At 45.0% G+C, this 20,150-nt stretch carries 23 protein-coding genes; 13 read left to right on the top strand and 10 right to left on the bottom strand.

Features of this window, described 5'->3' with window-relative positions; translation table 11 throughout:
• Nucleotides 1-428: 428 nt before the first annotated feature.
• The 4 genes from cls (at nucleotide 429) to AB4405_RS08710 (ending at nucleotide 4,596) form a co-directional block, all read left to right on the top strand.
• On the top strand, nucleotides 429-1,883 hold the full coding sequence (gene cls, locus AB4405_RS08695; protein WP_102470527.1) for a cardiolipin synthase: 1,455 nt from the start codon (nucleotides 429-431) through the stop codon (nucleotides 1,881-1,883).
• Between the two features lie 339 nt (nucleotides 1,884-2,222).
• A complete protein-coding gene (locus tag AB4405_RS08700; RefSeq protein ID WP_372060457.1) occupies nucleotides 2,223-3,425 on the top strand; it encodes a cystathionine beta-lyase in 1,203 nt (400 codons plus the stop codon).
• A gap of 190 nt (nucleotides 3,426-3,615) precedes the next feature.
• On the top strand, nucleotides 3,616-3,930 hold the full coding sequence (locus AB4405_RS08705) for a DUF6693 family protein (RefSeq protein WP_372060458.1): 315 nt from the start codon (nucleotides 3,616-3,618) through the stop codon (nucleotides 3,928-3,930).
• A 45-nt stretch (nucleotides 3,931-3,975) separates the two neighbouring features.
• Nucleotides 3,976-4,596 (top strand): DsbA family protein, encoded by a 621-nt coding sequence (locus AB4405_RS08710; RefSeq protein WP_372060459.1) that lies wholly within the window; start codon nucleotides 3,976-3,978, stop codon nucleotides 4,594-4,596.
• Nucleotides 4,597-4,731: 135 nt separating this feature from the next.
• Here the strand turns inward: AB4405_RS08710 and AB4405_RS08715 are convergent, their stop codons facing one another.
• The 6 genes from AB4405_RS08715 to AB4405_RS08740 form a co-directional block, all read right to left on the bottom strand.
• On the bottom strand, nucleotides 4,732-5,319 hold the full coding sequence (locus AB4405_RS08715) for a 4Fe-4S binding protein (RefSeq protein ID WP_372060460.1): 588 nt from the start codon (nucleotides 5,317-5,319) through the stop codon (nucleotides 4,732-4,734).
• On the bottom strand, nucleotides 5,319-5,966 hold the full coding sequence (locus AB4405_RS08720; protein ID WP_372060461.1) for a molecular chaperone TorD family protein: 648 nt from the start codon (nucleotides 5,964-5,966) through the stop codon (nucleotides 5,319-5,321). Before AB4405_RS08720 ends, AB4405_RS08715 begins: the two co-directional genes overlap by 1 nt.
• Before the next feature lie 156 nt (nucleotides 5,967-6,122).
• Nucleotides 6,123-6,965, bottom strand: coding sequence for a dimethyl sulfoxide reductase anchor subunit family protein (locus tag AB4405_RS08725; RefSeq protein ID WP_372060462.1), 843 nt, complete (start codon nucleotides 6,963-6,965; stop codon nucleotides 6,123-6,125).
• 1 nt (nucleotide 6,966) lies between these two features.
• A complete protein-coding gene (locus AB4405_RS08730; RefSeq protein WP_408063638.1) occupies nucleotides 6,967-7,584 on the bottom strand; it encodes a DMSO/selenate family reductase complex B subunit in 618 nt (205 codons plus the stop codon).
• A gap of 7 nt (nucleotides 7,585-7,591) precedes the next feature.
• The gene (locus AB4405_RS08735) at nucleotides 7,592-10,042 is read right to left on the bottom strand and encodes a DmsA/YnfE/YnfF family dimethyl sulfoxide reductase (protein ID WP_102470521.1); all 2,451 of its coding nucleotides are present in this window, start codon (nucleotides 10,040-10,042) and stop codon (nucleotides 7,592-7,594) included.
• Between the two features lie 302 nt (nucleotides 10,043-10,344).
• Nucleotides 10,345-11,178 carry a LysR family transcriptional regulator gene (locus tag AB4405_RS08740; RefSeq protein ID WP_372060464.1) on the bottom strand — a complete coding sequence of 278 codons (834 nt, stop codon included), beginning with the start codon at nucleotides 11,176-11,178 and terminating at the stop codon, nucleotides 10,345-10,347.
• A 133-nt stretch (nucleotides 11,179-11,311) separates the two neighbouring features.
• On the opposite strand from AB4405_RS08740, the gene AB4405_RS08745 reads away from it, so the two are divergent.
• The 6 genes from AB4405_RS08745 (at nucleotide 11,312) to AB4405_RS08770 (ending at nucleotide 14,701) form a co-directional block, all read left to right on the top strand.
• Nucleotides 11,312-11,959 carry a glutathione S-transferase family protein gene (locus AB4405_RS08745; RefSeq protein WP_372060465.1) on the top strand — a complete coding sequence of 216 codons (648 nt, stop codon included), beginning with the start codon at nucleotides 11,312-11,314 and terminating at the stop codon, nucleotides 11,957-11,959.
• Nucleotides 11,960-12,284: 325 nt separating this feature from the next.
• Complete coding sequence (locus AB4405_RS08750; RefSeq protein WP_372060466.1) at nucleotides 12,285-12,704, top strand: bleomycin resistance protein; 420 nt, start codon at nucleotides 12,285-12,287, stop codon at nucleotides 12,702-12,704.
• A gap of 86 nt (nucleotides 12,705-12,790) precedes the next feature.
• Nucleotides 12,791-13,231 carry a GNAT family N-acetyltransferase gene (locus AB4405_RS08755; RefSeq protein WP_372060467.1) on the top strand — a complete coding sequence of 147 codons (441 nt, stop codon included), beginning with the start codon at nucleotides 12,791-12,793 and terminating at the stop codon, nucleotides 13,229-13,231.
• Between the two features lie 170 nt (nucleotides 13,232-13,401).
• The gene (locus AB4405_RS08760) at nucleotides 13,402-13,644 is read left to right on the top strand and encodes a hypothetical protein (RefSeq protein WP_372060468.1); all 243 of its coding nucleotides are present in this window, start codon (nucleotides 13,402-13,404) and stop codon (nucleotides 13,642-13,644) included.
• Between the two features lie 35 nt (nucleotides 13,645-13,679).
• Nucleotides 13,680-14,210, top strand: a complete 531-nt coding sequence (locus AB4405_RS08765; protein WP_372060469.1) for a GNAT family N-acetyltransferase — start codon at nucleotides 13,680-13,682, stop codon at nucleotides 14,208-14,210.
• A gap of 140 nt (nucleotides 14,211-14,350) precedes the next feature.
• Entirely contained in the window at nucleotides 14,351-14,701 is a 351-nt protein-coding gene (locus tag AB4405_RS08770) for a putative quinol monooxygenase (protein WP_102470514.1), read from the top strand.
• Nucleotides 14,702-14,884: 183 nt separating this feature from the next.
• Here the strand turns inward: AB4405_RS08770 and AB4405_RS08775 are convergent, their stop codons facing one another.
• On the bottom strand, nucleotides 14,885-15,784 hold the full coding sequence (locus AB4405_RS08775) for a LysR family transcriptional regulator (protein ID WP_372060470.1): 900 nt from the start codon (nucleotides 15,782-15,784) through the stop codon (nucleotides 14,885-14,887).
• 158 nt (nucleotides 15,785-15,942) lie between these two features.
• Here AB4405_RS08775 and AB4405_RS08780 point away from each other — a divergent pair, with 158 nt between their 5' ends.
• The gene (locus AB4405_RS08780) at nucleotides 15,943-16,617 is read left to right on the top strand and encodes a type 1 glutamine amidotransferase domain-containing protein (protein ID WP_102532862.1); all 675 of its coding nucleotides are present in this window, start codon (nucleotides 15,943-15,945) and stop codon (nucleotides 16,615-16,617) included.
• A gap of 41 nt (nucleotides 16,618-16,658) precedes the next feature.
• Here AB4405_RS08780 and AB4405_RS08785 read toward each other — a convergent pair whose 3' ends face one another.
• The gene (locus tag AB4405_RS08785; RefSeq protein WP_102470511.1) at nucleotides 16,659-17,156 is read right to left on the bottom strand and encodes a hypothetical protein; all 498 of its coding nucleotides are present in this window, start codon (nucleotides 17,154-17,156) and stop codon (nucleotides 16,659-16,661) included.
• 204 nt (nucleotides 17,157-17,360) lie between these two features.
• On the opposite strand from AB4405_RS08785, the gene AB4405_RS08790 reads away from it, so the two are divergent.
• Nucleotides 17,361-17,867, top strand: a complete 507-nt coding sequence (locus AB4405_RS08790; RefSeq protein WP_372060471.1) for a hypothetical protein — start codon at nucleotides 17,361-17,363, stop codon at nucleotides 17,865-17,867.
• Between the two features lie 87 nt (nucleotides 17,868-17,954).
• The gene (locus AB4405_RS08795) at nucleotides 17,955-18,242 is read left to right on the top strand and encodes a Rho-binding antiterminator (protein WP_102470509.1); all 288 of its coding nucleotides are present in this window, start codon (nucleotides 17,955-17,957) and stop codon (nucleotides 18,240-18,242) included.
• A gap of 90 nt (nucleotides 18,243-18,332) precedes the next feature.
• Here AB4405_RS08795 and AB4405_RS08800 read toward each other — a convergent pair whose 3' ends face one another.
• Together AB4405_RS08800 and nspC are read right to left on the bottom strand one after the other, a co-directional pair.
• Nucleotides 18,333-18,824, bottom strand: a complete 492-nt coding sequence (locus AB4405_RS08800) for a peptidylprolyl isomerase (protein ID WP_102470508.1) — start codon at nucleotides 18,822-18,824, stop codon at nucleotides 18,333-18,335.
• 121 nt (nucleotides 18,825-18,945) lie between these two features.
• Complete coding sequence (gene nspC / locus AB4405_RS08805; protein ID WP_372060472.1) at nucleotides 18,946-20,079, bottom strand: carboxynorspermidine decarboxylase; 1,134 nt, start codon at nucleotides 20,077-20,079, stop codon at nucleotides 18,946-18,948.
• Nucleotides 20,080-20,150: the final 71 nt, after the last annotated feature.

The following is a 20,150-nucleotide window of genomic DNA, read 5'->3' on the forward strand; positions in this document are numbered from 1 at the left end:
CACGATTATTATCGCGTTGCTTATCTAGAACCCCTCTGGGCTCGTATGCAGAATGGCAGCCCAATAGGTTGTAAACTAATTATTACAACCTAGATAAATATTACTGCTTAATCATGGGTAGCAATTAAAACACCTCAACATTATAATTGAAAGCCCCGACGCTATAAACACCTAATATAAGCCATGTTGTAGCAACTGTTCGCCTACTAAATAATCAATTATTGGTCTGTTGTTTTATTATTTTGAAAATAATAAAACTATCAACTGCTGTTCAATACTGCTCTACAACAACACGTCTACTTAAAAGTGTGACCAATAACGTATCATTGACATCTTTCCATGCAGTTAACACATTGACAGTACCGCAAGTATTCCAAATACTTGATTCTGAGATTGTTTCTAATTTACCAATTGTCTATCGAGGCTCAATGGATAAGCTCTATCACTTTCTAACACTAGCAGGCATTGGCCTGTACTGGGTGCTGGTCGCCGGTGTCACGCTGCGTGTAGTGCTGAAGCGCCGAGCGGTCAGCGTTTCGCTAGCATGGCTAATGGTTATCTACATTATCCCTGTTGTTGGCGTCATTTGTTATTTCATGTTTGGCGAGCTCAATCTTGGTCGTAAACGGGCGGAACGAGCACGAGACATGTTCCATCCATTTGGAGACTGGTTTCACCAACTCAATGATTGCAAAGCGCACACCCAAGATGGTTTGGGGACCCAAATTTCAAAGATAGACAACCTTTGTAACAATAGAATGGGTATTCCCGCTCTATGTGGCAATACACTCCAACTTCACAAGACCCCTGAAGACAGCTTACTGTCGGTCATCAAAGATATCGAACAGGCTAAACACAGTATTCGTATGGTGTTTTATATTTGGCACCCTGGCGGACTAGCCGATTCGGTTGCCGCTGCTCTTATACAAGCAGCCAAACGCGGTGTTGATGTAAAAGTGCTGTTAGACTCTGCAGGCAGTTCAACGTTCTTTCGTAGTCACTGGGCGAAAATGCTAAGGGACGGGGGCATTGAGCTGGTTGAAGGGCTTGAGGTTTCTCCTTGGCGGATTTTCTTACGACGCCTTGATCTCAGACAACATCGCAAGATCATCGCGATCGATGATGAAGTGGCATACACTGGCTCGATGAACATGGTTGATCCTGCGTTCTTCAAACAAAACTCTGGTGTGGGTCAATGGATCGATATCATGGTTCGTATTGAAGGCCCTACCGTGAATGTCTTATCCGCCATCCATTGTTGGGACTGGGAAGTGGAAACCGGCGATCGTGAACTTCCCGTTCACCCAGATTGCCAAATTGATATCCCTCAGGATTCAAAGCCAATCCAAGTGGTGCCGTCGGGGCCCGGCATGCCCGATCAGTTAATTGGTCAAGTTTTGACGCTAGCGATGCATCAAGCCGAACGCTCAGTGACCATCACGACGCCTTATTTCGTACCGAGCGCCGATTTGCTTGAGACCATAAAAACAACGGCGCAACGTGGTGTGACCGTAGAGCTTATCATTCCTAAAAAGAATGACTCCATGATGGTACAGTGGGCGTCGCGTGCGTTCTACACCGATTTACTTAGCTCAGGGGTTAATATTTATGAGTTTGACGGCGGATTATTGCATACTAAATCAGTCGTAATTGATGAGCTTTTTTGCCTAGTTGGCACGGTCAACATGGATATGCGAAGCTTGTGGCTCAACTTTGAGGTCACACTGGCGGTCGAAGATCCTATTTTTACCGAAGAAATGCACCAACTCCAAAACAGCTACATCTCAAAATCTGAGATGATTGATTATTCTGTCTGGAAACAACGCAGTTTATATCACCGCTTTTTCGAACGATTGTTCTACCTGTTCAATCCATTGCTATAACGCATTCCAAGGCTAACGGGCCGTAAGATTTTGCTTCCAACCGGCTTATCCTAGGTTATTCATCCCCTGCTTCGTTTCTAATCGTAAAAACCGAAGGCTAAAGACTTGAAACTCTTTAGCCTTCGTGTTTTATTGCTAAGTAAACTCATCTCCGTTCACTGTACTGATCACAGAACAAACCTTCGCTCCCTTGGAGCGTATGTTCATGATTCAATAGTCGTTGATTCGTATCCATGTGGATTTTGATATGCGTAAACTTGCGTGTAAAAAAATTCTAATACGTAATAAAAGGCAAACAAACCAGTGGGCGAGCGATAAATAATCAGACAGGGATTCTTGATGTCAGAAAGTAAAACCACCAAATTCGTCACCGCTGGACGTGATAAAAAATGGACCAACGGCGTGGTCAACCCACCAGTGCAACGCGCATCAACGGTTGTATTTAACACGGTTGCTGAGAAAACTCACGCCACCGTCAATCGAGCGAAGCAAACGCTATTTTATGGCCGCCGAGGCACCAATACACACTTTGCTTTCCAAGATGCCATGACTGAAATAGAAGGTGGCGCGGGTTGCGCGCTCTTCCCTTGCGGCACCGCAGCCATCTCTAATGCGATCCTGTCCTTTGTTGAAACGGGCGATCACATCCTGATGGTCGACACCTGTTACGAGCCCACTCGAGATTTTTGTGACAAGATCATGAAAAAGATGGGCGTAGACACCACCTACTACGATCCGATGATTGGTGCAGGTATTCGAGATCTTATTCAACCGAATACCAAAATTTTGTTCTTGGAATCACCGGGCTCTATCACGATGGAAGTACAAGACGTACCAACCATGGCTGAGATTGCTCACGAGCAAGACATCATCGTAATGCTTGATAACACCTGGGGTGCAGGGGTTAACTTTGCCCCTTTCGAATTCGGTGTCGACATTTCTATCCAAGCCGCAACCAAATATATTGTTGGTCATTCCGACGTCATGATGGGGACCGCGGTCGCCTCAGAAAAATATTGGGATCAATTACGCGAACAAAGTTATTTGATGGGGCAATGCGTGTCTCCCGATGATGCCTATCTAGCGTTGCGAGGTATTCGTACACTTGATGTGCGTTTGCGTCAGCACGCCGTCAACAGTATCAAGGTTGCTCAATGGTTAGCACAACGTCCAGAGGTTGATCATGTTCGCCATCCCGCCCTAGAAACTTGTCCAGGGAGCGAGTTTTTTCACCGTGACTTTACCGGGGGTAATGGCTTATTCTCGTTCGTACTTACTACTTCATACCCACGCGCCACCACCGCCTTTCTTGATGGAATGACTCATTTTAGTATGGGTTACTCATGGGGTGGTTTTGAGAGCCTAGTGTTAGCCAACGAACCAAAAAGCTTCAATGCATTACGCACTGTCGCTAACCCTAACTTTTCCGGTACCTTGATACGTCTACACATTGGCCTAGAAGACGTCGATGATCTTATTGCCGATCTGGATGCCGCTTTCAAGCGCTATAATACCGTGATACAAGAAGCACCCATGAGTTAGCTTCGTATCTAGGTCGCACAAGCTCCAATATTATGTTGATAATGGTAGGTTGTGCGCCTATTTTTGCCTACGTTTTCTACAAGCATTTTGTGTATGTATCGCGCCCCCATATAAGCCTATGCTCGCGCAAGCTTCTATATACTGAAAGTCTATATACAGAAAGTCCATCAACACCATAAGGAGTATCACTATGAGATTAAAAGCGGACGTTGCCATATTTGATATTATTGGTCACTTAGTACTTTGGCTGCTCTTGTGCATTGTGACCTTCGGCATCGCAATGTTCTTTTTCCCCTATTCTTTCTCAAAATTCATCATTAACCGTACATACCTCGTCGACGAGCACGGTGTCGAAAGAAAAATGCGATGTGATATCGACCTTTTCAGCGATCTTGGTCATGTATTGCTCTGGTTTGTTATTTCGATCCTCACACTAGGCATCGGCTACATCTTCTACTTCTATCGTGTATGGAATTACGCCCTAAATCACACTCAAGTCGACTAACTATTCTTATCGACTTTATACGAGACCGCCACAGGAAGGCTTATTTTGACAACCACTACAACAGCAACGCTTTACTACGTCTATGACCCAATGTGCTCATGGTGCTGGGGCTTTAAACCGACATGGGATTTGATTCAAGAGTCATTGGCCGACGAGATCACTATTGAATTCGTGCTTGGAGGGCTGGCCCCCGATACAGACCAACCGATGCCTGATGCCATGCAACAACAAATTGCTTCTTATTGGCAGAAAATCGAACACCAGTTAGGGACTCAATTTAACTATGATTTTTGGACCCAGAATACCCCAAGAAGGGCAACCTACCCGGCTTGTCGAGCCATTTTAGCCGCGCGGGTGCAAGGCGCTGAAGTCGCGATGAATAATGCCATCCAAAAAGGGTATTATTTAGAAGCCAAGAACCCGAGTGACAACGACCGTCTGCTCGAATTTGCTCACGACATTGGGTTAGATATGACTCGGTTTGAGCGTGACTTAGTGGCGGCCGAAACACAATCACAATTACTCAACGAGCTTCAGTTTGCACGCTCTATAGGCGGAAACAGCTTCCCGTCATTATTTCTTGCTAAACAAGGGCGTATCACTGAACTGCCCATTGATTACAAAAATGCAGCCGCTACTATTCAGCGCGTACGTGAGCTGTACTAACAAGCAAATAAATGGGGGATTTTGCCAGCGGACACCATGCCTCTATACATCTATGCATCTATACATCTATGCATCTATGCATCTATGCATCTATGCATCTATGCTAGTGCACTCCATTGTTAATGCGCATCATTGTTAATGCTCAACATTAAGGTTGAGCTCAATGGATGCAAAAGGACAGGCTTGTTTACATCGGCCACACCCATCACAGCTTTTCTCATCTACAACAGGGCTCGTATTAGGTACGATAGAAATTGAGCTGGAAGGACATTGCTCGGCACATAATGTGCACTCTCCAAATAGGGCATTTTGACAGGCGCTCAAAAATTTAGGTCGCAACTGTATATCGTTGTTTTGTGCGTGCAATGCTCCGGTCGGACAAGCCTGCTGGCATACTCCACATTGAGCGCAGTAGCCATAATCGAGGTTCAACTCGGCAAGCCCATTGTTCATCAATATCACTTGTTCAGGACATTTCGCCGCACAATCACCGCATTCATTACAAATTTGTTGAAATAAAAACTCTTCCACAGCGCCTGGAGGGCGTGCTACTGAGCGAATGACCACCGATGAATCAAGTTCATGGTGTGATGACCTTATTGCACGTGAGCTCTGTGACGTTGAACGCTTGGCGCCACCAGATAGCGCACGGAACAACCCACGGCGACTGATCGTGTTATGTTCCATGTAGGCCTTGTAATAGCGTTCATCCTTGTCTGGCATTATCGATAAAGCTTCTTATCTGTTGGCTGTATCGCTAACAGCTCTTGAACCGCTGCACACCATGAACTGGCCACTAATGCGAGCTGTTTGTAGCTTTCCGTTTGAGCATGCTCTACCACCAGCTCTAAGTAGCGATAGCACCAGGTGAGTAAATGCTCAGACAACAAACACTGTATTGACGAAAGCGGCAGACCTTCTTCAATAAATTGACTCACTGCAAATAACATCAATCCAAATTGGTCTTCCGGCTCTCGCATTCCCGTATCGAGCTCAACACCATTTTCACGTAAAAACTGACGGTAAGCGACGGTTGTTGCACCGAAAATCACTTCTTCTTTATCTAGGTACACTGACCCCCAAGGCGGTGCGTACATAGCTTCGCCCCCCTCAAACAGAAGAAAGAAATCTTGATTTAGTACGTCACTGCCTTCACTTTTAACGACTTGAGCCCATTGGTAAAACGCCGAATCATCGCCTTGTTGTTCACTTGCCAACGCTGTGATTAGTGCCTGATTGTTTTCATCCGTCAGCGGAAAATAAAACAAAGAACCCAATACTTTAGCCAAAGCATTTAGGTTCTCAAGATCAATGCTATCTTGTGGCTCAACCTTTTTGTTTGCGACGTCTTGTGGTGATCTATCTTGCATACAACGATCTCTAATCGATTGTGAATAAATAGGGGCAAGTGACTCACTTGCCCCGTTGTGCCTAGCAATCAAAGCCAGGTCATACTCATGGTTTTCTGTATGAGCCATTTTGGCATTGATTGAGCTAGCGACTAAGTGGTTATATCAACTCAGTCATTACATACCAGACGTCATATGTAGACCGAAAAATACACTTCGGCCTATCAACTCAGCGACAACAACTAATGCCAAGCCAGATACAGCAAACGGCAAGGCGTTGCTTTGTTTACGCAATGACAATACCCAAAGTGCAACACCGACAAAAATCAACGCAAAGCGTGAGTTTTGAACCATCGCCATGTTAGGCACCAGGTCACTCGCCGCAACAATAGACGATTCAATACCGCTCAACGACGTCACCATTGCCATTGTTGTGAGCACCGCTGCTGCTGTAGCGATAATCACAATGCCTCCAGCTACTCGGTTATAACCAGAACACTCGAAACGTGCTCCTTTGAGCAATACATGTGACAACATTACGCCACATAGCACAGCCGTAATCGCAAACGAATATGTGGTGAACGGCGTATCCCATGTTGGTACCGTATTGATCAGGTAAACATTTGTCATGGCAAACATGAAGACAACGCCCATGATCATGCCAGCGACCAATACCCCTTTGCGGATTGCCAAAGTGCCTTTATTAAGGACGTCTAACAACCAGAACAGGCCACCAAAGGCGAAGAACGCAGAGCCAAACAGGATCTCACGCGAGAGCCAAGAGGTGCCCACTTGATTTAAGGCGTTCATGGCACGCATAGGACTGCCTAAGTGTGCGGTAGAAGCCATAAAGCCCAGAGCCATAAAGACCCAAATGAAAAACATATTACGATTGATGCGTGCCTTCACATCATCACTTGCTTTGCCAAATAGATTAAGACAACCCAATACAATAAACGCACCGACTGCGGTCTGTGCAAAGACTGTAAAGATAATCAGAGGCCATTCATGCCATCCCATGTTAAACCTCCTTAGGGTTTGCTAGGTGACCAGTAGTGTCATTCGTTGGACGAGCATGACGGTTTGGTTTGATCACAATATTTGGTTTCGTCAATGAAGATGAAGGCAACGGCGCGACGTCCGCGTTTGTGCCATACTTTTCTCTCAGTTCAGAAATTGGGCCAAACTCAAGTGCGCGTAATGGACATGAGCCCACACAGATAGGTTCAAATCCATCGGCAACACGCTCAAAACAACCATCACACTTGGTCATGTGACCTTTTTCAGCGTTGTATTGCGGCGCACCATAAGGACACGCGTTAGCACAATGCTTACACCCAATGCAGACTTTTTCGTCCACGACAACAAAGCCATCTTCACGTTTGTGCATCGCACCTGATGGGCACACTTTCGCACAGGCAGGTTCATCGCAATGATTACAGGCAATAGACGTGTAATAAGCAAAGACGTCTTGACGGTAAGTGCCATTTTCTTCTACCCAATTGCCACCGGCATACTCGTACACTCGACGGTAGCTTCTATCAACACCTAAATCTTTAAAATCTTTGCACGATAACTGACATGTCTTGCAGCCAGTGCATTTGCTTGAATCGATATAAAAACCGTATTGCTTCATGATTCAGTCCTTACGCCTTGGTTGCTAGTTGAACTTCAACCAGATTGGTATGTTGAGGGTTACCTTTCGCCAATGGGCTTGGGCGTTGAGAAGTCAGTACGTTAATCGAACCGTTATGATCCACTTTGTTACCGTCCGGTGCGTACCACGCACCTTCGCCGAGCGCAACAACACCTGGCATCATACGCGGCGTAACTTTGGCATAAATGCGCACCTCACCTCGGTCATTGAAGATACGAATACGGTCACCGTTCTTAATGTCACGACGCTTGGCGTCGATAGGGTTGATCCACATTTCTTGTTGAGCAGCTTGCTTCAACACGTCAACATTGCCGTATGTTGAGTGGCAACGTGCTTTGTAGTGGAAACCGGTAAGTTGAAGTGGGTATTTATCACGTAGCGGTGAGTCCCACCCTTCCGATGTACTCGCGTAGATAGGCAATGGATGGATAATATCGCCTTCCGGCAATTCCCATTCTGCTGCAATTTTTGCCAGCGCTTCAGAATAAATCTCAACCTTACCCGATGGCGTATTCAAAGGGTTGTTCACGGGATCTTCACGGAATGTTTGATACGCCACATAATGACCATTTGGATCGCTGCGTTTAACAATGCCTTGCTTACGGACCGTTTCGAAATCTGGCAATGTTGGGTCGAGCTTAAGTGTTTCAGCATATAGATGGCGAAGCCAACCTTCTTGATCTCGACCTTCAGTAAAGGCTTGGCCAACGCCAAGACGTTCTGCAAGATCAGCACAAATTTGGTAAATGCCACGCGCTTCAAACTGAGGTTCAATCGCCTTGTCAGCAAAGATGAAATACGGCATGTTCGCCGCCTTACCATCCATACAGAAATCCGCCTGCTCTGAGGTCGTTAAATCAGGTAGGATGATATCGGCATACTTCGCAGATGACGTCATGTGGTTGTCTATGACCACAATCATTTCGCAGGCTTTGTCATCTTGCAAAATATCATGGGTACGGTTGATATCTGAGTGTTGGTTAATCAGACAGTTGCCTGCATAGTTCCAGATAAATTTAATTGGCACATCCAGCTTATCTTTGCCTCGCACACCGTCTCGTGTTGCCGTCATCTCTGGACCACGAACAATCGCATCGGTCCATAAAAACATAGAGATAGAGGTATCTACTGGATTTTTCAGTGTAGGGAAACGAACAAACGGAATATTGTAATCTGACTCGCGCGCACCAGAGCCTCCACCGTGAATACCTAAATTACCGGTTAGCAGCGCCAACATGGCGATAGCACGGGAGGCAATTTCACCGTTTTGTGTACGCTGCAAACCCCAGCCTTGGTAGATCGCACACGGTTTTGTTGAGCCAATTTCGCGCGCTGTTTGGATAATAATATCCGTTGGGATGCCCGTGATGGTCGATGCCCATGCAGGCGTTTTCTCCACGCCATCGTCACCCAATCCTAGAATGTAAGATTTATAGTCACTGTTTGCTGGCGCAGAGGCAGGCAATGTTTTTTCATCATAGCCCACACAATATTTATCTAGAAATGGCTGGTCAACCAAGTCTTCTTTGATCATGACATGCGCCATCGCAGAGATAAATGCCGCATCAGTACCCGGTTTGATTGGGATCCACTGGTCTTCTCGTCCTGCAGCCGTATCGTTGTAGCGAGGATCGATCATGATCATTCGAGCATTCGACTTGGCTTTGCTCTCTATAAGGTGATGAATCAAACCACCACCTGACATGCGTGTTTCTGCCGGGTTATTACCAAACTGAACAATCAACTTACTATTTTCAGTATCAGAAAATGAATTACCGTTTGCCCAACCACCGTAGGTGTAGCTCAATCCTTTGGCGATCTGCGCTGTCGAATAATCGCCGTAATGATTCAGATAACCACCGGTCAGGTTCATCAAACGTGCAATTAAGGTTGAACCAGGGGGCCATGATTTGGTGACCGTACCACCCAGCGTACCTGTCCCGTAGTTCAAATAAAACGCTTCATTGCCATATTCTTCTTTGATTGACGTAATGCTGTTTGCGATCTCGCTATACGCTTCATCCCAAGAAATGCGTTTGAATTTCCCTTCACCGCGCTTACCTACCCGTTTCATTGGGTATTTTAGACGGTCTGGGTTATAGACACGACGACGCATTGAACGACCACGTAAACACGCGCGTACTTGTACGTCTTTATTAGCGTAGTTATCCGTACCGGTATTGTCGGCATCTACCCACTTAATTTCACCGTCTGATACATGCATTCTCAGAGGACAGCGGCTACCGCAGTTAACTGTGCATGCACTCCACACGACTTTTTCTTCCGTCGGAATAACGTCGCTGGCGTTGGCTTTAGAGGATTTGAATGGAAGAGAAATTGCACTCGTCGCAGCTGCAAGACCACCCATCACCGAAGAGGTTTTGAGGAAGCCCCTTCGAGTGAGCGATGGCGTCAATAATTGCTTCAGTTTATTAGTCATGGCGAATTGCTCATTTATATTTATGTTTTTACTGTGCTACATAATACAAACGAACCTATTCTTCACTTTGATTCGAATCAAAGATACTACTTAAGGGGTAATAACTTTACACTGCTCGGTTATTTGTTCTTCTACAAATAAATATTCTGCCAAACAAACTCATAAAATGTGATTGTTTTGAATAAATAAAAGATAACGATATATATTATCATTGCGATAATAGTTGTCACTTCACTATGATAATGGTTATCACCTCGCCAAGATTATTGCATCAAGCGGAACGATGACTTTGAGAGTAACGGCTATTTATTCATAGCCTGCGTTAATTTCTGCAGCAAACTTTGATTTAGCAATGGGTGAGGTTTAGCGCCAACAGATAAGACAATATCAACCGTAGGGAGCGCAGGCATCTCATCAAGAATAGCGACTCCGTCCATTACGCTTAATTGCCCCATCGCGCCAATTGCCAGCCCTGCACGGACTAAGCCAAGTTGAGCGGATGCCGTGTTGCAACACGCTAAAAGCTGAAACGCTTGTCCTTGTTTAGTTAAGCCATCGATGGCAGCCGCATGGTATTTGCAATCGGCCTGGAATAACGCAAGCGGCAATGGTTGTGCGGCAGCAATGGCATAATTCGGAGACGCAATCCAAACGCCTTGATCGGCGGTTAACCAGTGTCCCTCTTCACTATCAGGAGCGCGAGTCAAAATGGCCGCATCGATTTTTCCAGTATCTAACCAATCCCTCAAGGTCGCACTTGGCTCACTAAAAACCTGTATAGAGCACGTTGGAGAAGAAGCCTGTAGGCATGAAATCAATATAGGTAGCAACGATTGATTGTAGTCTTCTGGGCAGCCTAATTTTAAGGAGCGTTTATTTTGATAGCTTTTTAGCTGGCTCACCGCATGGTCATGCATCGTGACCAGCTGATTGGCATGGACGTGTAAACTCAGCCCCGCTTCGCTCAAGCCAAGGTTGCGACCTTCTTTTACGAATAGACTTTCTCCCAATTCTGATTCCAATTTTCTCATTTGGGCGCTAAACGCTGACTGGGTTCTATTTATTTGGCGAGCGGCTCTAGTGAAACTGCCGGTTTCAACAAAAGCTAAAAAGCTGCGTAGTGCGTCAATATCCATATGTCATGCCTTATGCTGCTTAAACGAATAACGATCCCATCGCTTTCATTAATGGTAGGTATCAAAACTATCCGTTAGTTGCCCACAAAACAATCCTTTATTATAGATAGCACTTCAAACAAGGAGGTCCCGAATGAAGCTTTATATTGGAAATCAAAACTATTCGAGTTGGTCATTACGAGCGTGGCTCATTTTTGCTCAGCAAGATGTCTCCGCAGACATCATTAAACTACCATTGTTCAGCGAGACATTTTATCAAACGCTCCGTCCTCTGACACCGACGGCCAAGGTCCCTTTACTGGTTGATAAAGAGGTCACGGTTTGGGATTCATTGGCAATACTCGAATACATCAATGAACGCTATCTTCATAATACCTGTTGGCCTCAAGATAGTGCGACACGAGCGAAAGCTCGAGCTGTCGCTGCTGAAATGCATTCCGGTTTTATGGCATTACGCAATGAGATGCCAATGAACTGTCGTGCTATTCGAAATATCAACTTGTCCACGGAGGCACATCGAGATATTGAGCGCATCGATCAATTGTGGTCAGAACAAATGAAACACAATCCCGGTCAATGGTTATTCGGCGAATGGTCAATTGCCGATGCTATGTTTGCGCCTGTTGCTTTGCGTTTTATGACCTACCAAATACCATTATCCAAGGCAGCAAAGCAATATCAGAACACCGTCTTAGAAAGTGCAGCTATCAAGCAATGGATTGGACAAGCTCTTACCGAATCAGACATCGTTGAGGAAGACGAAGCCGGCACCCCTGTATAACCGACACGAGTGATGGGCGACGCGAGTGATGGACAGGTACCATAATTGGTATTTGATTTAACTGCCCTTTCACACTCAGTCATATGAGCAGAGCCCTCTTTTGCTCATATGACGAACCTAATCTCGATGGATCATAAACAAATTGTCTTAAACACACTGGCTCATCCTATTATCCAGTATGAATAAAATGAGATATGCCCCATATATTCGCATTCTTCCTCGCCATAAAACGCAACAATTTAGATCAAATCTCATCAACATCACAATACTTACCGCCCATATTTTGTAACATAACTTTCATATTATTAAAGGCTTGGATGAAAAAATGAGAGTAGTTCCAGAGTTGTATTGCTTTGACATTCAGCGCAGCAAAGACTTTTACGTCAATATACTTGGTTTTCGAGTCAAATATGAACGCCCGAGTGAAGCGTTTGTGTTTCTTACGCGCTATGGCGTAGATCTCATGCTGGAGGGCCTAAATAGTGACGGGAGACGATGGATAACCGGAGCTCTAGAATACCCGTTAGGACGAGGAGTAAACTTGCAATGGGACACCAGCGATATTGATTTGTTGTTTTCCCACGTTAAGTCGCATGCCCCTGATAGTATTTATCTCACTATCGAGCGCAAAGAATATGCTTGCGATGGAGAGAGCGTCATACAGAAACAGTTCGTCGTACAAGACCCAAACGGTTATCTGATTCGTTTTTGTGAAAATGAGACCGAAAGCCTAACCCCTGCCTAGCGGCCTAAATGGTTGGCTTTACTCATACGCCTTTGTGTCTTAACAAGAAGGTCACCACATCCGTAACGTAATACAGTCAAACTCATATGTTGAATTTAACTCAGTCGAAATCTGATCACTCTTTTCACATTGCAGAACTATATCAATGGTTTAACCATGAGTGGCAAGACGTTGAGCCACTCATCACCATGAAGAGCGGACTCATTGTGCCCACGCCAATTCTGGCGCTGGAAAATGAGTGCCTGCTTGGTGGATTAGTGTTCACCCGCTTTTTATCACCATTGACGAATGCCCACGCACTTTGGATAAACGCCGTGTTCGTTAAACCTGAGTATCGCCATCGTGGCATTGGCTCACGCTTAATCCGTTTTGCGGAAACGGTTATGTTAAAACAGCAAGAGCCAGAATTGCTCGTTTACACACACATCCCAGCACTTTATGAAAAACTCGGCTGGACACACGTAGAAAAGAATGACGATCATGTGGTTATGCAAAGCGCGCGTCTAGCTCTAAGCTCTAAGCTCTAAGCTCTAAGGAAAATATACATCTTAAACTGACAACCGCTTATATACATTAAGTTGCATTAGTAAGTTAAGAATAGCTCACACCAAAGTCATACAACTTATCGAATCAATAGACCGATTTCATCTACTCTGTAAGTATCGGTGAAATTAATCCTTAAGATAAGTGTTGGTATATGCGTAAACTGACCATAGAAACATTCAACGTTCGCGACGATACGATAGAAGAAACCATTAGTTTTCCGCTCGGTATCGCTCGCTCATTATTGTCGTTGCTTCCAAAAGACTTCATTGCGCGATTTGATGAGAATGGCGTACAGCTGGACGCGCTTTTAGAAGCCGCCCTCGATCCTGAGACCCAAGGCATTATCATGGAAGTGGCAGACCAACATGAGAGAATCGTTATATCGGTTGTATAAAAGCCCCACCTTCCCGTTCTTAAAAAGAGAGACCTATGTTCCAACTTGTAATCGACAATGAAATTAGCCTTGCGCTCGTGCAACCTTCTTTTGCTTCTTGTTATTTAGCTCTGGTTGCAGAAGAACGAACAGAGCTGAGTCAGTGGCTAGCGTGGCCACCTCATGCGACTAACGATGCCTTTTTCCTTTCGTTCATAAAGCATTCCCTTCACGACTATGCCGATAACAAGTCTATGACGTGTGCCATTCTCTACAAAGGCTCCATCTCGGGTAACATAAGCTTCAACGCTATAAATCATGACACAAAATGTGCCGAAATTGGTTATTGGCTAAGTAAACACTATCGCGGTAATGGCATTGTTACCCGCTCAGTTAAAGCTCTCACGGAGTACGCGTTTTGTCATTTAGATATGCACAAAGTGCAGATTTCAGCAGCCGTAGACAATCACCAAAGCCGAGCCGTGTGTGAAAGACTCGGAATGTCACTTGAAGGAATAATTACGAATAAAGAAAGCCTGAACGGTCGTATTCTCGATCATGCGATCTACGGCTATTACCGTTCTTAACATTGATGAACGGATAATGACAATAATGTAAATAGTTCTCTCGCATCTCTGATGAGTTTAGTTTATTGTGCTTGCGCCTCGACCTATCAATGGCAACCAAGGCATTCACACCAGCTATAACTCAACACAGAGGATTTACGATGACAAGTCGAGTTTATGTATTAGCGCAATTCAAACCCAAGACAGGCAAAGAAGCTGAGTTATTCGAAGTATTAAAAGCACTAGAGCCCGATTCATACCGTGAGGAGGGTTGTATTCAGTATACGGTCACTCGTCAGATCAAGCACCCAAGTGCCACTAACAACGATTTCTCAATCGTATTCAATGAAGTCTGGCGAGATGCTGAAGCATGGGCGGCACATGGGCGCAGACAGCAAATTCAACACTTCTTTGAAAGCCAAGTTCAAAGTGAAACAGGATTAGTCGCCGACGTGATGGTCACTGCATACAGCGACGAAGGTCATAACTTCGACCAACCTATTTTCAAATAAGGCGTAGAGTCAAGTTTGATCACATCCAAGGGCAGTACTCATCAGTCTGCCTTTGTTCCATTCCTAAGCTTCCGTTACCCACATTTATGTTAAGTTCATTGCATTATTTATCTCACTGCACGGCCTTTACAACCGCCTCGCTAGCCTTGCCAAATTCTGCTATTAAACTCCACCTTGCCGGTTTTAACGCTTTGGTTCGAGTTCTTGCCATTGCGAAAAATGCTCGAGTAGGTAATCAATCGCTAAACGCGCTCGCATTGGCAAGAACCGTCGATTTTGATAAACAATCCAACTGCTTAATCCCTTGCCCCAATAGGGTTGTAACACCGGGACTAACAAACCGTCATCGATCGAGTTGGTAAATGTACTTTTCGGCATGTAGGCGATGCCTAATCCTTGCTCACAGGCTTTTACCACCGCCTCTGCATTATTGCTTTTCCACCTTCCCTGTACTCGAATCGCCTCTAACGGCTCGCCTTCATGTGTGAAAGTCCAATGATCATTGTTAGCCACAATACAACTGTGTCGTTTAAGTTGTTGAGGGTGTTGTGGGATACCATGCGCCGCTAAGTAAGCGGGACTTGCGACAGAAGCCATTGGGCGGTCGAGCAGTTTTCGCGCGACCAAACCGGAGTCAGAGAGCTTGCCATAACGAATAGCAAAATCGATCCCATCTTCGATAAAGTTCACCATCCGGCTGTTAAAGTCCATATCTATGGTTAGATCGGGATATTGTTTAGCAAATTCCATTAACGCTGGGGCCACATATTTTTCAGCAAATGCACCAGCCGCGCTAACACGCAGTGTGCCATTGAGTTGGATCTGCTGTGAGCTCACTTGTTCATTCGCTTGCTGCAGCCCTACGACCAGGTCTTTACAGTGTTGATAATACGCCTGTCCTGTTTGTGTCAGACTGACCAACCTAGTAGAGCGAGCAAACAATGCCGTACCCAATCGCTCTTCTAGTCGCGATACTTGCCTACTGACATGACTAGTACTGCACCCCAATTGTTTTGCCGCGGCAGAAAAACCCTGGCTTTCCGCGACTGCAACAAACTCGTTAATCCCCTCAAAACTGTCCATCGTTCTCTACCAACTTGCTTTAGCCCATATCAACGTAATCGATATTATTGCTAAATAGCAATAATATTTTTCCATTAACAGATATTATCATTAAAGCGACTTACTATTAGTATTAACTCAACGGCAAAAGACCGACCCAAAGTCAAAAGGACAATAAAATGAAGAAAGTACTTATACCAGTAACGAACCATGCCACACTTGGCGATACTCAGGACGCGAACGGTACCTATGCACCAGAGCTGACTCATGCGCTACATGTGTTGCTGGAAGCAGGCTTTGATTACGACATCGCTTCAATTCATGGTGGCAAAGCGCCACTTTATGGTACCGATATGGAAGGTGATGACGTCAATACTGCAATGCTTAACAATGACGATCTTCAAAACAGCATCAACAACACCATCCCTGTAGGACAGATTAACGTTGCTGATTATGACGCTATTTTCTATCCTGGCGGGTTTGGTTTGCTTTCAGACCTTGCAAGCAATGATGATTTTGCTCGTATCGCAGCCACGCATTATGAAAATGGTGGCCTCTTAGCGGCAGTATGTCATGGCCCTGCTGCACTCTTGCCTATCACTTTGAGTAACGGCGAAAAGCTGCTTGCGTCAAAATCTGTGACTGGATTTACTCGTGAAGAAGAAGTCGATTTTGGCACTATCGATAAAATTCCGTTCTTGCTTGAAGACTCCCTAGCACGTACTGCGGCTCGCTATTCAAAAGTTCAGCCTTGGGGTGAACTCGTATTGACCGATAACCGAGTGATTACCGGCCAGAACCCAACGAGCGCGCACGCTGTGGGTAAAGCTATCGTTGAGGCGCTCGCAAAGTAAGCAATAACGAATCCGCTTACTGAACAAGATATTAAGCGGAGTTAAAAACCACCAGCCCACGCATCGAAGCTATTGATATTGTCTATCTCAGCTTTAGTTCGCGGGGCTGGATAATAAGGCAAAGCAAGCAGCTTGTCCGACGGAAGCAACTGCCAAGTTGCCTCAATTTTTAAGCGTTTCAACTCCCCGTGAGCGCGAACGTACATATAGTATCCGCCTTGGTGCGTGTTGGCGTAGCTAGCAATGGTCACTACCTCGTTAGTGGGTAATTTCACCTTGCGCCCTAAGGGAAATAGCTGATGAAGCGAAAAGCTCACTTTTTCATCTTCCAGCACACCTTGCTGAAAGCGTTCAAGCCCAATAGCGGTTGAGGTTTGTCTCACACTCCAGCCAGCAAGGAATAACCCTGATAAACGATCGGAAAACGGTTTTCCTTTCGCTACTCCCTCATTTGAAATGAACTGAACACGGACATGATCGTCTGTCTGTTGCAAAATACTAAGAAATTGCTCACCGGTTCTATCTACCAATAATTGCATACGTACTCAACTGCGAAACATGACATCTATAGCGATGACTTTAAATGAGACGGTACTGAACCGCAATAGACAACAGAGATTCGCCCCCAGCTGTTACGTCCAAGTTTGTCAGCTTTGTTACTGTTAAGGTAACACTTGGTCAGCCTGACTATTTATTGATATTTTCTTGCGGCATACTCAATTTTTCTTCACAGGAATCACCCTATGATGCGTGCATTCATTATCGGAATGAGTTTGTTGTCCCTTGCTGGTTGCGTGGCTTACCCTACCCAGAGAACTTACTTTAAACCCATTAAAGACAATCATGAATTAGTCAAAAGCCGAAGTTGTGGATACCATAAAACCGAATTGGATGGCCTGTCGGCATACACCGCTCGCTATCGTTTACAGGTTTTCCCTAATACGCCAACCGCCCAAAACCTTGTCGTTGTGGTGACGTTAGAGTCAAAAGATCTCGCTCCAGCCTCGTCTGAATGGCAACACCTTGGTCAAGTTCAGCTATCGACACCAAACGCACCAACACCACAGTCACCGACTTCATTTAAGATCACTCAACGATATCAGCAGACCCTGTGGTATCGCATTGAGTTTGATACAATGCCGACCAAACAATTTTCTTTAGACATCAACGTCGAAAAGTCAAAGCCGCTTCGGTTCAATTTTCATTTCGCAAACGAATCTGACTTTTACTACGCTTCTATAAACTGTTGATGTTCCAAGCACTAAATCCATAGCGCTACACCCATAGCGCTACACCCATAGCGATAAATAAGTGGTACACTAAACGGAGTTCACATCATGTTGTCTTGCGCGCACTACGACCAAATTGAGTTATTGTGTTTGTATCGTTTCCCGATTCGTATTGCTCTCAACATACAAACACAAAATAGTAGTCACTTTAGTGGCAATGAACCAAGCAAGGATGTTATTGAAGGCATCGCGATAGATACCCAAAGAAATGAAGGTAAAGAAGAGTGCCTGAGGTTACAGTGCGATGAAGAGATGCGCCTTATTGTTTTGACTGACATTAAAACAATCGACGTGCTCATTGATAATCCACACGTCATGACCGTCGTCATGACGTAACGGCCACGTCGTCAAAGTAATATAGTCATCGCAGTATAAGTAACATGAAGCACTATGACTTAAATTAAGGCGTAAGAAATAATTGATGAGTTACTGAACGGAGACGCGCTCGATGACAATCACGTCTTGCGGAACGTCATCGTGGCCAAGCTTCGAGGTCGTTTTGACCTTAGCAATAGCATTCACTACATCCATCCCCGCAGTCACCTTTCCAAATACCGCATAACCCCAACCGTTGTTTGTGGTCGCAGTATGGTCGAGAAAATCGTTGTCATCCAAATTGATGAAGAATTGAGCCGTCGCAGAATGTGGCGCATCTGTTCTTGCCATCGCGATGCTACCGATTACATTCTTTAAGCCTCGATTCGCTTCATTAACAATTGGTGCTCGAGTCGATTTTTCTGTCATTTTGTCATCAAGGCCGCCGCCTTGAATCATAAATCCATCGATGACACGATGGAAAATAGTGCCGTCATAAAAGCCTTCTTGGCAATATCTTAAGAAGTTTTTAGCACTCACTGGTGCCTTTTCAAGATTGAGTTCGATCTCGATATCACCGACATTGGTTGAGATAATTACCATGTTCATCACTCTAAATTAGGTTAAGTTGCAGCATTCGTACAGTCTCGCGACTGTAACGAATGTGCTTAATGATCTCAATCACTTGGGCAACTAAGGCCAAAAGATATGGACTACGCCGTCGCTAATTGATACGCCATTGAGATAGAGAGCGCTTAAAATCACCATAATCAAATTCATTGAGCTTTTGAATCCGTCCATCCGTTCGTTGACAGAAGATAGACGGCATTTTTAAGCCATTAAACCAATTGAGTTTGACCATGGTATAACCGGCGCTGTCCATAATATGAAGCTTCTGACCAACATGTAGTGGTTCATCAAAATTGGCGACACAAAATTGATCTCCCGCTAAACATGAACACGATCCAATCACATACTCATGTTCACCATCGACACTTGCTTCTCGAATAGACGCAGGTTCATCATAGATTAAGGTATCGAGTCGATGCGCTTCTGTTGCTGAATTGACGATCGCCGTTTTCAACCCATTTTCAACAATATCAACCACCGTCACGACAAGATCGGTCGTTTGAGTGATAATGGCTTCACCGGGCTCAAGGTACATCTGTACTCCATGCTTGTCAGCAAATGCTTTCAATGCCGCACTGAGTTTATCGATGTCATAATCAGGCCATGTAAAGAAGACTCCGCCGCCCATGCTCACCCAGTCGAGTTTGTCTAAGTGCGTACCAAATTGCTCAGAAATCGCCGCTAACAATCCAATAAATGCATCAACATCTTTGTTTTCGCAATTCATGTGGAACATCACACCGTCGATCGAATCGAAGACATTAAGATCGATGTGATCAGCTTGAACACCAAGGCGAGAATATTGTCTCGCTGGGTTGGCTAAGTCTTGACCGGCATAACTCACGCCTGGATTAAGACGCAAGCCAATCGATGCTTTACCTTCAACAATATGGCAATAAGCCGCAAGTTGAGACTGCGAGTTAAAGATCATCTTGTCACAAATATCGACAACCTCACGAACGTCATCTTCCGTGTAGCCTACGCTATAAGCATGAGTTTCACCGCCAAAGGTTTCATTGCCGAGCCTGACTTCATAAGGTCCGCTGCTTGTCGTGCCATCTAAATAGGGCTTGATCACATCAAACACGCCCCAAGTGGAAAAACACTTGAGCGCAAGTACTAGCTTCACGCCTGATTGTTCTTTCAGGTACTTGGCTTTCTCAAGATTCGCGATCAACTTTTCTTCGTTGATCATAAAATACGGCGTTTTTGGTTCACTGTTTTGCATCGTTTTATCACTCAAAAAGAACTCACTAAGCCGATGCTAAAAGCATCGGCTTAGTGTTTTTACTGAATCCT

Origin of the sequence: Vibrio sp. 10N.261.51.F12 (assembly GCF_041471725.1) — a bacterium.
Taxonomy (GTDB): domain Bacteria; phylum Pseudomonadota; class Gammaproteobacteria; order Enterobacterales; family Vibrionaceae; genus Vibrio.

Excerpts from the sequence above, each read along its gene's own strand:
- cls (WP_102470527.1), top strand. The coding sequence starts at position 429 with ATGGATAAGCTCTATCACTTTCTAACACTAGCAGGCATTGGCCTGTAC.
- AB4405_RS08700 (WP_372060457.1), top strand. The coding sequence starts at position 2,223 with ATGTCAGAAAGTAAAACCACCAAATTCGTCACCGCTGGACGTGATAAA.
- AB4405_RS08705 (WP_372060458.1), top strand. The coding sequence starts at position 3,616 with ATGAGATTAAAAGCGGACGTTGCCATATTTGATATTATTGGTCACTTA.
- AB4405_RS08715 (WP_372060460.1), bottom strand. The coding sequence starts at position 5,319 with ATGCCAGACAAGGATGAACGCTATTACAAGGCCTACATGGAACATAAC.
- AB4405_RS08720 (WP_372060461.1), bottom strand. The coding sequence starts at position 5,966 with ATGCAAGATAGATCACCACAAGACGTCGCAAACAAAAAGGTTGAGCCA.
- AB4405_RS08725 (WP_372060462.1), bottom strand. The coding sequence starts at position 6,965 with ATGGGATGGCATGAATGGCCTCTGATTATCTTTACAGTCTTTGCACAG.
- AB4405_RS08735 (WP_102470521.1), bottom strand. The coding sequence starts at position 10,042 with ATGACTAATAAACTGAAGCAATTATTGACGCCATCGCTCACTCGAAGG.
- AB4405_RS08740 (WP_372060464.1), bottom strand. The coding sequence starts at position 11,178 with ATGGATATTGACGCACTACGCAGCTTTTTAGCTTTTGTTGAAACCGGC.
- AB4405_RS08745 (WP_372060465.1), top strand. The coding sequence starts at position 11,312 with ATGAAGCTTTATATTGGAAATCAAAACTATTCGAGTTGGTCATTACGA.
- AB4405_RS08750 (WP_372060466.1), top strand. The coding sequence starts at position 12,285 with ATGAGAGTAGTTCCAGAGTTGTATTGCTTTGACATTCAGCGCAGCAAA.
- AB4405_RS08755 (WP_372060467.1), top strand. The coding sequence starts at position 12,791 with ATGTTGAATTTAACTCAGTCGAAATCTGATCACTCTTTTCACATTGCA.
- AB4405_RS08760 (WP_372060468.1), top strand. The coding sequence starts at position 13,402 with ATGCGTAAACTGACCATAGAAACATTCAACGTTCGCGACGATACGATA.
- AB4405_RS08765 (WP_372060469.1), top strand. The coding sequence starts at position 13,680 with ATGTTCCAACTTGTAATCGACAATGAAATTAGCCTTGCGCTCGTGCAA.
- AB4405_RS08770 (WP_102470514.1), top strand. The coding sequence starts at position 14,351 with ATGACAAGTCGAGTTTATGTATTAGCGCAATTCAAACCCAAGACAGGC.
- AB4405_RS08775 (WP_372060470.1), bottom strand. The coding sequence starts at position 15,784 with ATGGACAGTTTTGAGGGGATTAACGAGTTTGTTGCAGTCGCGGAAAGC.
- AB4405_RS08780 (WP_102532862.1), top strand. The coding sequence starts at position 15,943 with ATGAAGAAAGTACTTATACCAGTAACGAACCATGCCACACTTGGCGAT.
- AB4405_RS08785 (WP_102470511.1), bottom strand. The coding sequence starts at position 17,156 with ATGCAATTATTGGTAGATAGAACCGGTGAGCAATTTCTTAGTATTTTG.
- AB4405_RS08790 (WP_372060471.1), top strand. The coding sequence starts at position 17,361 with ATGATGCGTGCATTCATTATCGGAATGAGTTTGTTGTCCCTTGCTGGT.
- AB4405_RS08795 (WP_102470509.1), top strand. The coding sequence starts at position 17,955 with ATGTTGTCTTGCGCGCACTACGACCAAATTGAGTTATTGTGTTTGTAT.
- AB4405_RS08800 (WP_102470508.1), bottom strand. The coding sequence starts at position 18,824 with ATGGTAATTATCTCAACCAATGTCGGTGATATCGAGATCGAACTCAAT.
- nspC (WP_372060472.1), bottom strand. The coding sequence starts at position 20,079 with ATGCAAAACAGTGAACCAAAAACGCCGTATTTTATGATCAACGAAGAA.